The organism is Ferviditalea candida (assembly GCF_035282765.1).
Taxonomy (GTDB): Bacteria; Bacillota; Bacilli; order Paenibacillales; family KCTC-25726; genus Ferviditalea; species Ferviditalea candida.
In genome coordinates this window covers 110,525-123,473 of record NZ_JAYJLD010000005.1, presented here as the reverse complement: position 1 = coordinate 123,473, position 12,949 = coordinate 110,525, and the positions used below count along the sequence as shown (strand labels likewise).

Below are 12,949 nucleotides of genomic sequence, written 5' to 3'. Positions count from 1 at the left end.
TCCCCTTTCCTTATTCCACCGGCAAGTTTTCATTTTTCCAGGCTTGCACGCCGCCTTTTAACAATCTGGCGTTGTGAAATCCGTGTCTTCTTAAAATCGAATATGCGGCTGCGCTTCTTCCGCCGCCGATCCCGCAAACGGTAACGATGTCCTGATCCGGATTGAATTCCCGAATGTTTTTCTCCAATTCCGGAAGCGGGATGTTGCGGGCATTCGGGATATGTTCCTTTTCCCATTCTTCCCGACTGCGAACGTCAATCAAAACCATTTCTTTATCTTGCCGAAAACGTTCGTTCACGTGTTGAGCCGTAATTTCCGAAAGTGCGGTTGCCGGAAATCGTTCGTCTTCCCAGTTTCTCCAGTTGAGAAATCCGATGACAGGATAACCTGACTCCCGCAAAACGACTGTCGCCTTATCAACCGCCTGGGGATCATCGCCGATCAGGATTAACGATTTTTCGTCAGGCAGCAGTTTCTTCACGGTTTGCGGGAAGGTTTCTTCTTTGTACGGCACATTGATGGCTCCAACCGCATGAGCTTCGTTAAACTGCGGTTCCGGCCGTATGTCTGCGAAAACAACCGAATGATCCGATTTCAGCAGATCATGCGCCACTTTCGGGGCATATTCTTTCAGGGCGGACATCATTCGTGTTCCTCCTTTGCCTTAACGCTTCAAGGCGGATTATTTTCTGATTAAGGTTTCTTTCATTCTCAGGGCTATGACCAGTCCGGCCAGCAGCGGCAAAAAAGCGACAAGCCCGACGGCCCACGAAACGTTCAATACGTCCACGAGGATTCCGGCCATCAATGCGCCGAAGGCATAGCCGCTGTCGCGCCATAAACGGTAAACCCCCATGGCGGAAGCCCGCCAGTCCGGATGGGCGACATCGCTGATCGCCGCCTGCAGCGTGGGGTAAACCATAGCCGTGCCCAAACCCAATACAATGGCGCCCAAAATCCATAATGGAAAACTGCCGGCAAATAAAATCCACCAAATCGCGACGGCCTGCGTCCACATTCCGGCGGCAATTATCCATTTTCTCCCGATCCGGTCGCTTAAAGCGCCCGTAAACAGCTGAAAAAATCCCCAGGACGCCGGGTAAAGAGCGACCAGCGCGCCGATCTGGCTTACGGACAATCCGGCTGCTGTGAAAAAAAGCGGAAACAGTCCCCAGGCCATGCCGTCTTTCAAATTGGTCGAAAGCCCGGCGAAGCTGCAGCTCGATAATGTCGCATCCTTCCATGTTGTTTTACGAAATACTTCACGCGGAGTCAAATGATCGGCAACCTTGCGTTGTTGCATTCGGGCCTGGAGTTGCAGATGTTTTCCGGTATCTTTCACCGTAAAAGATAACAGAAGACCCGCAAGCGCTATCCCGATCCCCAGATAAAAAGGTTCCGGTCTCAGGGAATAGGAAGCGGCGATAAATCCGGAAACCGCCGCCGCCAAGGCTACGCCGGAATATCCGGCAAATTCGTTCAGTCCGATCGCCAGCCCCCGCTGCGTCCCTTTGACCAAATCCACTTTCATATTTACGGTCATGGACCATGATAAGCCCTGATTGATTCCCAATAACATATTAGCAAATACGATCATCCACCACTGGGTTGCAAAGATGACAAGCACAGGGACGAATAAACCGACTGCCCAGCCCAGAAGAAGCACTTTTTTTCGACCGATGCGCTCGGCGATGCTTCCGGCAAAAAAATTCATGACCGCCTTCGAAAAGCCAAAACTGATAATAAAGGAAAGCGCTGCGCTGGCCGAAGCCAGACCGAATTGTTGTTCGCCCAGCAAAGGCAGGACGGTTCTTTCCAATCCGACCATGGAACCGACGAACAGATTGATGACAACCAGCAGAATAAATTGCAGAATGTTTTCCTTTAAACCGATCGTGATTCCGGCATGCTTCTTCATGATGCCATCTCCTTCTTCTCCTTCTTGACTCGCTTATTGGGATGACCTATTATTGCTGCATTTGTTTTTGATGCTCCCGCCAGTCCTGAACTCCTCCTTCGAACCGGATCGCCGCAAATCCTTGCGTGCGAAGCAGTTCCACCGCTTGTGCAGCGTAAGCGCAATAAGGTCCCCGGCAGTAAACGATGATTTCCTTGTCCTTCGGCAACTCGGCCAGATGTTGTTCAAGCTCATCGATGGGAAAAGATACGGCTTCCGGAATATGCCCGAACTCGTATTCCCGGGAAGGCCGCACGTCTACGATCTTCACGTTTCCTTTTTGCAGCCGTTCCGTCAATTCCGTCGTACCGATCGGCTCCGAATGGTCGAATGCCTGGAAAAACTCCTTTTTTATTTTCGGAATTTCCGGAAGATTGTGTTCGGCCAAATTGCGAAAAGCCAGCAAGAACTGACTTACACGTTCATCCACCAATTCATAAATCACGTAGGTGCCTTGTTTGCGGAAACGGACCAGCCGGGCCTCGAGCAGGGTTTGCAGGTGCTGCGATACGTTGGCGATGCTCATCGTCGTTTCCTTGGCCAATGTCTCTACCGTTTTGGATCCTTGGGACAATAAATCCAACAGTTCAAGACGTTTGGGGCTTGCCAACGTCTTCCCGACTATGGACAAGCTTTGGTAAATGGCGTCTTTAAAAGGCCGCGAAGAAATCGAATATTTCATGATACCACCCTTTATATATAATATTCAATAATTCAATTGAATAATTAAAGTTTAAAAAAAAAATAAACGATGGTCAATAGTGAACTCCGGCTTTTAAAGCCTGCCGGTCATTAAACACATAAGGGCCGTTCGTTCTATCCATGCCGGAGCAGTTTCGATCAATTCGAAGAAATATCCGCCGATCAGCGGCCCGACAAAGCCCGCCAATCCCGTAATGGCGGAGAATACCGCCACGAACATCGGCCGTTCCGATTTCGGCGTATCCCCGATGGTGAAATTGAAGACGTATCCATGACCGCCGACGAACAAGGTCAGACTGGCCACTCCCCACAGCCACCGTATTGCGGATGCCGAAATATTTGCCCCTTACTCTCGCGGGAACCATGTCGCTGATCAGCGATGTCCAATACGCGGCATTGATGGAGTTGCCGAGGAACGCGCCGACATATAAAAGAATGTAGACGGGAACCCACAACGCCTGCGGAAATAAATAGGGAATCAGCCCTTTCGCCGTCCATAGCAAGCGGTGCAAGCTTCCGAAAAGAATATAAAGCCTTCGGCGATTATCGAATTGTTGCATCCAAAAAGCCGCCGCAATCTTAAAGATGTTGGCCAAATACGGAAAGGCAAGGACCATCCCCACCTGCAAGGAACTGGCTCCAAGATACAGAAGATATCGCGTCAAAAACGGCACGCCAAGAATCGTGTAAACGACCAAAGAAGCATTTCAGTAACGGGACTCCGAACGAAATCTGCTGTTGTAATAACTTGCCGCTTCCATGACCGCTTGCCGCATCGGCAGGCGATATGGACATTTGGGCTCGCAAATGGGCTTATCCTTGCAGGGCTCATAATCGGCGCAGGAGATGATCTTATCCTTATTGTTCTCATACCACTCCTGTCCTTTCGGCAGCAACCCTGCCTTTAGCCGGACTTGACTGGAAATCATCACATCCGGTATGGCAATCCCCGCCGGACAGGAACCCGAACAATAATTGCACCGTCGGCAATCGTGCGCCCCCAGCTCCGCTGCGAGCTGTTCCAGCTCCCTTCGTTCCTCCTCATTCACCGGACGCTCCATGGCCGCAATGTTGGCCTTCACATCCTCCGTACTGGTCATTCCGGAAATCAACACATGAATATTTTGGCTGTACGGATAACGAATCGCTTTATCAATCGGTCCGATCAAACCGCCGGATAACGGCTTCATCGCCGTCCTGGCCATATTCATTCGAGCCGCAGCCGGAATCAGCTCGTCATTGGCGAACGGTTGAACCAAGCTCAAATGAAACAGAACCTGATCGAAATCCCCGTTTGCAATCCACTTTGCCAACAATTCGGGCCGATGTCCGGTAATTCCGATAAACCGGATTTTCCCTTCGCGCTTGGCTTCCAACGCGGCCTGGTAAGCCCCGTTCTCGTTCATGATTTGCTGGAACTCATGAACATGATTGACATAATGAATTTGCAGAAGATCAATATAATCTGTGTTCATTCGTTTCAAGCTGCGATCGATTTCTTCCTTGGCTTCCTTCGCATCCCGCTTCGATGTCTTGGTCGCCAAGAAAAATTCTTTTCTCCGGTGTGCTATGCTTTCGCCGATAATTTCCTCGCTATTGCGGTATGCGGCAGCCGTATCGATATAATTGATTCCATGATCAAGCGCGTAATTCAATGCTGCACGTGCCTGTTCCAAAGGAACGCCGGGCAGATTCATCGCCCCGAAACCGAGTGAGGAAACCGTATGTCCCGTCCTTCCGAATTCCGTATATCTCAATGAATTTCCCCTCCCTGCCTGATGAACGCAATCCTTCTTATTGTATCACAGGATCGGGGTAAAGGAATAAAGCATTGATGCGCGCGGCTTCATCCTTGACCTGCATCTTTTCAAAAGGCCGTTCTCCGCTTAGTCTTCTTCAGTGTTTTGCTGTCTTTCTTGTTGTTTGGGCTGCTGCTTTTTTTCTTCTCCGGTTTGTTTATTGCTTGGCTTGTCCGCCTTTTCAGGGGACTTGTCCGATTTTAAATCAGCCGTACCCGTCTTTTGATCATTTGTTTTATTTTGGGCGGGTTCCCCTTTCAATTGCCCGGAAACACCGAAGTCCGGAATGGATATTCCGGGAACTTTAAACGGATCAAATTGTTTGTCTTTTTGATCGTCCTGAGTGTTGCCTTCTGTGTTTTTGTTTTTAACCTCATTATCTTTGCCCTTGACTTCGCCGCTTTTTTTCTTTACTTCTGTGTCCTTTCTCTTTTCTTCTGTGTCCTGGGATTTTGTTTTCTTTTGCTGATTCTGCGTTTCTTCCGATTGCCGCTGACGGGTTTTCTGCGCTTCCCCGCTTGGGTTCGATGGATTTTGGCTGTTTTCGTTTATCTGCTTTTGTTTCTGATTCCAAAAATCCCTAAAGCGCTTTGCTCTGTCTTGCCACAGATTTTTGTTTCCGATCTCTTGACCGGAATTGCTGGGTTTGTCGAAATTGTCCCCATTGCGCCGATTATCCTTGCTTTGTTTCCTGCCGTTATCTCCGTTCTGTTCTTGTGCCTTCCCCGTGTCTTTGTTCGAATCTTCTCCATCATCATAGCGGAATTTGAACGGCGTTCCACCAGGCATCTGCAGAATTTGTTGGCGATCGATAACCGCTTTATTTCTTTTTTCCTTTTCTCCGTCTTGCTGTTTCTTTTCCTCTTCGATGATCTGCTTCAATTCTTCATTGATGTCTTGCTGATCGTTTCCCAGCAGCTTATCTATACCGCCGAGCGTCTCTACTACATCATGGATGGAATGTGTTTTCAACTGCTCGATCGGAATGTTCTCGGCTTTTTTGCGCGCTATCAGCTTGATCGCCATCTTGCCGGTGGAGATGCCTTTACGAACGGCTTCATCGCGAACTTCCTTGGGAGCCGGCAGCGCCTTGACAACGATTTTCTCGGATAAATCGGGAGCCGAACGATTGCGGTCGGCCGTGATCAGTTGATTCACCTGCTGCTTGAGAGCATCGGCAATTTTTTTATCGTTCATCTTGGCCGCTTGATCCACCACCGTGCTGGTAATAATGATATCGGCATTGGCTTTGGCCAAATATTTTTGCTGACGGGCCTGTTCAATAATGTCTCGGGTCACCTCATCCAATGATTTTCCTTTATAATGAAGTCCTTTGACCAGCTTTTGTCCGTCTTCGTTCAACCCTTTTACTTCAATCACGTGCTCACCGGCGTCAATGCCAAGCTCCACGCTGGGGTTGATATCCATCGTCACATAAGCCACCACTTCTTGACCGCCGCCGAACAATCCGTATGTTGAAAAAACGATAATGAACAAAATGACTGCCGCTGAAATTGCGAATCTGCCGGAACGGAAAGGAATCAAGAATAGATTCTGCCGTGCCGGGAAACGAATCTCTTCACCGACCAGGTAAGAATGCCGGGATTTGGGAACGCGGACTCTTTTGAATTCACCGTCGGGTGTCATAACCACAACGTGTCCGGAATCCATTTCCATGACAATGCCTCTATTCATCATCTTCTCCCCCCCCTTCCTCGGATACCGCCGGTATATGTAAATACTCTCTTAAATATGTATACGGCCCTTCCAGAATCAATGTTATGGCAATCAGATACTTACGGTGGCGTTCCAGCGTTTTGCGGGACACTTGGACGACATCCAGCAGCTCTTTGATCGGCAGCATTTTCTTTGTTTTGATCGACTCGATCATTGCGCTGTCTTCCACCAGCTTGCGCCCGATGGCAAACAACATTTTCCTGGAATCTTCATGCTTTGGAGAAATTTCCGGCAGCTCGAAAAACGATATGCCGAAATCCAGCAGGCTCCGCTGAAGCTCCATGATTTCCTGCCTGCGCTCCTCTGCCGACCTATCATTCTCAAATTGTTCAACGGCCTGATGAATTTCCACGGGATTGATGACGGATTCCTCTTCATCCTCCACCTCAAATGAGCTGTAGGGAAGCTGTTTGGAAAACCGCTGCTCTTTACGGACATAATCTATCAATCTTCTGCGGATGACGGTCTCGGCGAAACTCAAAAAAGAAGTCCCCGAATCTGCTGAAAATTTGTTGATCGCTTCATTAAATGCGTTCAGCGCAATGCTGTATTCGTCATCGTGAGCGGGATCGATATACCTTTTACAGAAGCGGCTTGTCACCTTGGCGATATAGGGCTGATAATCCGTAATCACTTGATTCCGAAGTTTAAGATCACCCTCCTGGATTTGGACGACTTTCTCTTCGATGATGTCGGAGTTATCCTGCGCCGGGTGGAAAGCCTCGCGTCTTCCCAAAAACTTTTTAAAGAGTACGAGTAACAAGCGTTCCACCTCTCCCTATAGTTTACGTGGCGACCCCGTTATATTCGGGGGTAGTGTTATTATAACATACAATGATCCGCTGTTTCGGGACAAAAAAAAGCGCCCTGTTGATGGACGCGTGGTTATTTGATGCTTTTATTCTTGCTTCGCAGCTTGGTTCTGCGCTCCACCAGCACCTTCAGCCTTTTCAACAGCTGCTCCCGCCATTCATTGTCTTCCAAATGCTTTGCCACGATCAGCAAATCCAATGCCATATCGATCTGGTTTCGCACCACATCCATCGGGTCCTCGTTCTCGTGGTTGACACAATTTTCATAGAGCCTGCTCTGATCCTTCGTATCGACGTATTCCTGGAAATCCACTTCATCCGTTCCATCGCCGTGGGCATATTCCGCAAGAATCTCGTACTCGTTTTCCACCAGATAATGAACTTCTATACGATGGCATACCGGGCAAAACAACAGCGGAACATTATGAATCTGCGTCCGGATATGCTTCAGCGTGCCTTTCGTTCCGATCATACTGGCGCCGCAACAAAAGCTCATATCACCCCTCCTCGCCCGATGAGTATATTTAATGTATTCGCTTCCCGTTCGAAAAATTCCTTTTTTCATTGATAGTATATTACTCTATAATCAATTTCCGCTAAAGCCCAAAATTTTGGAAAACAAAAAATCACCCCCCCGATAAAACAGGAAGAGGGGCGATTAACGGATGAAGCTCATTTTCCAGAGGCTCAGTTTATGGATCAATTACAGCAAAATATTCGAAAAAATCATTCGGATCCATAGGTTGCAGCATACTTATCTGCGTTCCATAGGCGGTTCAGCTGATCGGGATCCTCAACCTCCACCACAATCATCCAGCCGTCATCGTACGGAGACTCATTGACTTTTTCCGGGGAATCGGTCAGAACCGAATTCACCTCTACGACTTTACCGGAAACCGGCGCGTACAGCTCGGACACGGTTTTTACCGACTCCACGCTGCCGAACGGCTCGCCGAATTCCACGTCAGATCCTACCTCCGGAAGTTCTACGAAAACAATATCCCCCAGCTCGGATTGCGCAAATTCGGTAATTCCCACAGTTACCCGGTTTCCATCGAGCCGGGCCCATTCATGATCTTCGCTGTACTTCAAATGCTCAGGCACATTCATTTGCGGAAGCCTCCTTTTCAACTTATGTTCTTATATCTTCAAAGACCCCTTATATGCAAACCCCCCACACCTGCAATTAAGCAGACAAGAGGGTGCACAGGAATAAGCTTATTGCGCTACAAGGTGCTGCTCAGCAGGCTGCCAGTTTGCGGGCACAATCCGCCGGATTGCAAAGATTGCTAAAATGGTATCATTACAAATAAACAAAGTCAATCATTGGAGCGAAGCCGATTATACCATCACTAATTGCGCAGTCAATTGATTTTACTTGCTCATTCATTTTACTTGCTCATGGCGTTCACGATCAAATCTCCCATTGCGGAAGTGCTGATCGCCCGGCTCTTGTCCTTGGCGATGTCGCCCGTGCGATGGCCGGCATCAAGCACTGCCTTGACCGCCGTTTCTATTGAAGTTGCCGCATCCTCGTAGCCGAAGGCCAGACGGAACATCAATGCGACCGACAAGATCGTCGCAATCGGATTCGCTATCCCTTGTCCGGCAATATCCGGCGCAGATCCATGCACGGGTTCGAACAACCCGAAGCTGCCTTCCCCAAGCGAAGCCGACGACAGCATCCCGATCGATCCGGTCAGCATGGCCGCCTCGTCGCTCAAAATATCGCCGAACATGTTCTCGGTCACAATGACGTCAAAGCTGGATGGACGACGCAGCAACTGCATCGCGCAGTTGTCGACGAGGATATGCTCCAGCTCGACATCCGGATATTCCGGGGCAATGCGGTTCACGGTTTCTCTCCACAGCCTGGAAGATTCCAAAACATTGGCTTTATCCACGGACGCCAGCTTTTTGCTGCGCTTCTGTGCAATCACGAACGCCTGGCGGGCGATCCGCTCCACTTCCATCACGTTGTATACGCAGGTATCCACCGCTTCTTGACCGTTCTCCGTATCGCGGCGATACTTCTCTCCGAAATAAATGCCGCCCGTCAATTCCCTGACGACGATCAGATCGGTTCCTTCCAGTACTTCCGGCTTCAACGTTGAAGCCTCTTTCAGACAGTCGAATATGTAGGCGGGGCGAATGTTGGCGAACAAGCCCAACGCTTTGCGCATGCCGAGCAGACCGGTTTCGGGACGAAGCGCATGCGGATTGTTATCCCATTTCGGGCCTCCGACCGCTCCCAGCAAAACAGCGTCAGCGTTCTTGCACAGCTGAAGGGTCTCCTCCGGCATCGGCGTGCCTTTCTCGTCGATGGCAATGCCTCCGAATAATGCGCGCTCCGTTTCAAAACGATAGCCGAACAGCTCTTCCGTTCTTTTCAATACCTTCTCCGCTTCCGCAACGACCTCCGGTCCGATTCCGTCACCCGGAAGAACCGCGATTTTTTTAACTTCTGCCACGTTTTTCACTCCTTCGATTTTATGGCGCAAGATGTCTATTACAGTTTTATCACATTTGCGAAATAATGACAAAGATATAATATCTATCGACATTATAGTTGTTATCTATAGCGCACAGAATAGGGTAAGACGGGGGATTACTCCCCCGGACTCCCCGTCAAACCGTGCATGCGGATTTCCCGCACACGGCTTTCCTTCGTCAGTCGTACTCATGTCGCCAGTAGCCCTTTATCCTTTGACGCTCTCTCGCCATCGGCGGGACGAACCCTTTTTCGGCTACCCACTTTGTTTAAGGCGCTTACGTTCCCACTTACGGTCACTCACAGACTTTGACGAAGCACGTCCCCTTTGCCTCTGTTTTCCTCCCTTTTGAGGCGGAAGCAGGTTGTGCGACCCGGCGCACACTCATCCGAGTTTTCCCCTCCATACTGTCGCCAGCTTTCATTGGCTCGGACTTTCTCGCTACTACGGGACGATCCGCCATCTCGCAGCCCATCGATTCGGCTTTCCCCATTGGGTTATACCTCCCCTACCTTGCGGCATCGTCACATTCTGTTCCATCCATCCTGACCCTAATCACGTCGATGAGCCTTGCAGGTCGTATCCCTTTTCGTGTTTTCCTGCAAGATATGCGCTTACGCATAGGTTTCCCCGTTTTTCGGGCGGGTCACCCAGCATCGCCGCCAGACTGCAAGGCGAACCAAAAAACAGCGGAATACGTTTCCGCTGTTTTGGCATTGTTAATGTGATTGTTCATCGCGGGCCCTAAATCAACGAGACCCTGTCCCGGGCAATTCCGCCGGTTGTTTTGCGTTTTTCCAGCAGCCGGTTGACAGCATCAATATACGCTCTGGCGCTTGCTTCCAATATATCCGTGCTGACCCCGCGGCCGGTTACGGAATAGCCGTTCTGGCGCAGCACGACATGAACTTCCCCGAGCGCGTCCTTGCCATGCGTGACCGACTTGATCGAGTAATCCGCCAACTCCACTTCTTCGCGTGTGGCTTTGTCGATCGCTTTGTAGATCGCATCGACCGAACCGTTCCCTTCTGCAGTTTCCTCCAGAACGCTTCCGTCCTGCAGAATGCTCACCGTTGCGCTCGGGACCGACTGGTTGCCGTAGGATACGTGCATGGTTTCCAGGCGGAACACTTCCGGAATCTCGACAAGTCTTTCCTCGATCAACGCGCGAATATCTTCATCGGATACTTCTTTCTTTTTGTCAGCCAGAACCTTGAATTTGGAAAAAGCCGTGTTCAGCTGATCCTCGTTGAGCGAATAGCCGAGATCGATCAGTTTTTCCCTAAACGCGTGCCGCCCGGAATGCTTGCCGAGAACCAGCTTGCTTTCCTTCAGACCGATCGTTTCCGGACGCATGATTTCATAAGTCGTTTTCTCCTTCAGCATGCCGTCCTGATGAATGCCCGACTCATGCGCAAACGCGTTGGCTCCGACGATGGCCTTGTTCCCGGGCACGACCATACCTGTCAGCTTGCTGACGAGACGGCTGGTGCGGTAAATCTCGTTCAGCACCAATCCGGTTTTCGCCTGGTAATAATCGCTGCGGGTTTCCAGCGCCATGGCCACTTCCTCGATGGAGGTATTGCCTGCCCGTTCGCCAATTCCGTTGATCGTTCCCTCAATTTGATCCGCGCCGTTCATGATTGCGGCCAGCGCGTTTGCCGTCGCCATGCCCAGATCATCATGACAGTGGGCGCTCAATTGGATCTTTTCGATGCCCGGGACCGTTTCTCTCAACATTTTGAAAATATTGCCGAACTCCGCAGGCGTCATATAACCGACGGTATCCGGAATGTTGACTACCGTTGCCCCGGCGCGAACGGCCATTTCCACGACCTCGCGGAGGAAATCCAATTCGGTCCGGCCGGCATCCTCGGGAGAGAATTCGATTTTGGAAAAGTATTTTTTGGCGTATTTGATCGCAGCTTCCGCAGCTTGCAGCACCTGCTCTTTATTCATGCGCAGCTTATGCGCGCGGTGAATCGGGGAGGTTGCAAGAAACACGTGCAGGCAGGGATCCTGAGCGCCCTTCAACGCTTCTCTGGCCGCATCGATATCCTGCTCCCGGGAACGGGAAAGTCCAATGACGCTGCAGTTTTTCACCGCCTTGGCAACGGCATTGACCGCGGACAAATCGCCCGGAGACGCCGCCGGAAAACCGGCCTCGATCCGATCCACCCCCAGCTTTTCAAGCTGTAGAGCAATCTCCACCTTTTCCTGCGTATTCAGATTCACGCCCGGAGACTGCTCGCCGTCCCTCAATGTCGTATCAAAAATATAAATTTTCCGCATCCCATCTCACCTCCCTTTATATTCAATGCCTTCTCTATCTATTTTATCTTATGATGACCCGCCGCATGACGAATTACTTTTTCAGCCACTGCATCATATCGCGCAGGCTTGCTCCGACCTGCTCGATCGGATGCTCCGCTTCCCTGCGGCGGGTCGCCGTGAAGAATGCGCGGTTGGATTGGTTTTCCAGGATGAAATCACGCGCGAACCGGCCCGATTGGATATCGTCGAGCACCCGTTTCATTTCTTTCTTGGTTTCGTCCGTGATGATCCGCGGTCCGGTTACATAATCGCCGTACTCCGCCGTATTGCTGATGGAATTCCGCATGTTGGCCATGCCGCCTTCATAGATCAGATCGACGATCAGCTTCATTTCGTGCAGGCATTCAAAATAGGCCATTTCCGGAGCGTATCCGGCTTCGGTCAGCGTTTCAAAGCCCGCTTTGATCAAGGCAGTCACGCCACCGCACAGAACAGCCTGCTCACCGAACAAATCGGTTTCGGTTTCTTCCCTGAAGCTTGTCTCGATCACGCCGGCGCGCGTGCAACCGATGCCTTTGGCGTAGGCCAAACCGATTTCATGGGCTTTGCCGGTTGCGTCTTGATGGATGGCGATCAGGCCCGGTGTTCCAAAACCTTCCACATATGTTCTGCGCACCAAATGTCCCGGAGATTTCGGCGCTACCATCAGCACGTCGATGTCCGGATTCGGCACGATTTGTCCAAAATGAATGTTAAAGCCATGGGAGAACATCAGCGCCGCGCCCGGTTTCAGATTCGGCTCGATTTCTTCCTTATAAACCTTCGCCTGGATTTCGTCGGGCATCAAAATTTGCACCAAATCCGCCCGTCTAACCGCATCGGCTACCGAGTACACTTCAAATCCGTCGTTTTTGGCGGTTTCCCAGGAACGTCCCGGACGAAGACCGATGACAACGTTGATGCCGCTGTCCCGCAAATTTTGCGATTGCGCATGTCCCTGGCTGCCGTAGCCGATTACGGCCACCGTTTTGCCTTGTAAATAGCTTTGATCCGCGTCTTTGTCGTAATACATTGTAACTGCCATTAAATAATGCCTCCTTTAATTTCATCCCTGTGGGAAAATTCATATATGGTATTTTAATGGAAAACCGCAAGATTGCAACAAAAATTTGACAA

The 12,949-nt window shown here is 50.4% G+C and carries 12 protein-coding genes; all 12 read right to left on the bottom strand.

Features of this window, described 5'->3' with window-relative positions; translation table 11 throughout:
* Positions 1-10: 10 nt before the first annotated feature.
* Complete coding sequence (locus VF724_RS05215) at positions 11-646, bottom strand: rhodanese-like domain-containing protein (protein WP_371753164.1); 636 nt, start codon at positions 644-646, stop codon at positions 11-13.
* A 36-nt stretch (positions 647-682) separates the two neighbouring features.
* Positions 683-1,918, bottom strand: coding sequence for an MFS transporter (locus VF724_RS05210; RefSeq protein ID WP_371753163.1), 1,236 nt, complete (start codon positions 1,916-1,918; stop codon positions 683-685).
* A gap of 49 nt (positions 1,919-1,967) precedes the next feature.
* Entirely contained in the window at positions 1,968-2,639 is a 672-nt protein-coding gene (locus tag VF724_RS05205; protein WP_371753162.1) for an ArsR/SmtB family transcription factor, read from the bottom strand.
* A gap of 73 nt (positions 2,640-2,712) precedes the next feature.
* Positions 2,713-3,324 carry an MFS transporter gene (locus VF724_RS05200; protein WP_371753161.1) on the bottom strand — a complete coding sequence of 204 codons (612 nt, stop codon included), beginning with the start codon at positions 3,322-3,324 and terminating at the stop codon, positions 2,713-2,715.
* Positions 3,325-3,366: 42 nt separating this feature from the next.
* Complete coding sequence (locus VF724_RS05195; RefSeq protein ID WP_371753160.1) at positions 3,367-4,416, bottom strand: aldo/keto reductase; 1,050 nt, start codon at positions 4,414-4,416, stop codon at positions 3,367-3,369.
* 129 nt (positions 4,417-4,545) lie between these two features.
* The gene (locus tag VF724_RS05190) at positions 4,546-6,156 is read right to left on the bottom strand and encodes an anti-sigma-I factor RsgI family protein (RefSeq protein WP_371753159.1); all 1,611 of its coding nucleotides are present in this window, start codon (positions 6,154-6,156) and stop codon (positions 4,546-4,548) included.
* Positions 6,146-6,967, bottom strand: coding sequence for an RNA polymerase sigma factor SigI (gene sigI / locus VF724_RS05185; RefSeq protein WP_371753158.1), 822 nt, complete (start codon positions 6,965-6,967; stop codon positions 6,146-6,148). The genes VF724_RS05190 and sigI overlap by 11 nt, the downstream gene beginning before the upstream one ends.
* 113 nt (positions 6,968-7,080) lie before the next feature.
* A complete protein-coding gene (locus tag VF724_RS05180) occupies positions 7,081-7,503 on the bottom strand; it encodes a hypothetical protein (protein WP_371753157.1) in 423 nt (140 codons plus the stop codon).
* 230 nt (positions 7,504-7,733) lie between these two features.
* Positions 7,734-8,117, bottom strand: a complete 384-nt coding sequence (gene gcvH / locus VF724_RS05175) for a glycine cleavage system protein GcvH (RefSeq protein ID WP_371753156.1) — start codon at positions 8,115-8,117, stop codon at positions 7,734-7,736.
* 281 nt (positions 8,118-8,398) lie between these two features.
* On the bottom strand, positions 8,399-9,478 hold the full coding sequence (leuB, locus tag VF724_RS05170; protein ID WP_371753155.1) for a 3-isopropylmalate dehydrogenase: 1,080 nt from the start codon (positions 9,476-9,478) through the stop codon (positions 8,399-8,401).
* Positions 9,479-10,243: 765 nt separating this feature from the next.
* Positions 10,244-11,791, bottom strand: a complete 1,548-nt coding sequence (locus tag VF724_RS05165) for a 2-isopropylmalate synthase (RefSeq protein ID WP_371753154.1) — start codon at positions 11,789-11,791, stop codon at positions 10,244-10,246.
* A 73-nt stretch (positions 11,792-11,864) separates the two neighbouring features.
* Positions 11,865-12,857: a ketol-acid reductoisomerase gene (ilvC, locus tag VF724_RS05160; RefSeq protein WP_371753153.1), complete on the bottom strand. Its 993-nt coding sequence runs from the start codon at positions 12,855-12,857 to the stop codon at positions 11,865-11,867.
* Between the last annotated feature and the right edge of the window lie 92 nt (positions 12,858-12,949).

Bases quoted from the DNA above. Each gene is read 5' to 3' on its own strand.
- VF724_RS05215 (WP_371753164.1), bottom strand. From the start codon at position 646: ATGATGTCCGCCCTGAAAGAATATGCCCCGAAAGTGGCGCATGATCTG.
- VF724_RS05210 (WP_371753163.1), bottom strand. From the start codon at position 1,918: ATGAAGAAGCATGCCGGAATCACGATCGGTTTAAAGGAAAACATTCTG.
- VF724_RS05205 (WP_371753162.1), bottom strand. From the start codon at position 2,639: ATGAAATATTCGATTTCTTCGCGGCCTTTTAAAGACGCCATTTACCAA.
- VF724_RS05190 (WP_371753159.1), bottom strand. From the start codon at position 6,156: ATGATGAATAGAGGCATTGTCATGGAAATGGATTCCGGACACGTTGTG.
- VF724_RS05180 (WP_371753157.1), bottom strand. From the start codon at position 7,503: ATGAGCTTTTGTTGCGGCGCCAGTATGATCGGAACGAAAGGCACGCTG.
- gcvH (WP_371753156.1), bottom strand. From the start codon at position 8,117: ATGAATGTGCCTGAGCATTTGAAGTACAGCGAAGATCATGAATGGGCC.
- VF724_RS05165 (WP_371753154.1), bottom strand. From the start codon at position 11,791: ATGCGGAAAATTTATATTTTTGATACGACATTGAGGGACGGCGAGCAG.
- ilvC (WP_371753153.1), bottom strand. From the start codon at position 12,857: ATGGCAGTTACAATGTATTACGACAAAGACGCGGATCAAAGCTATTTA.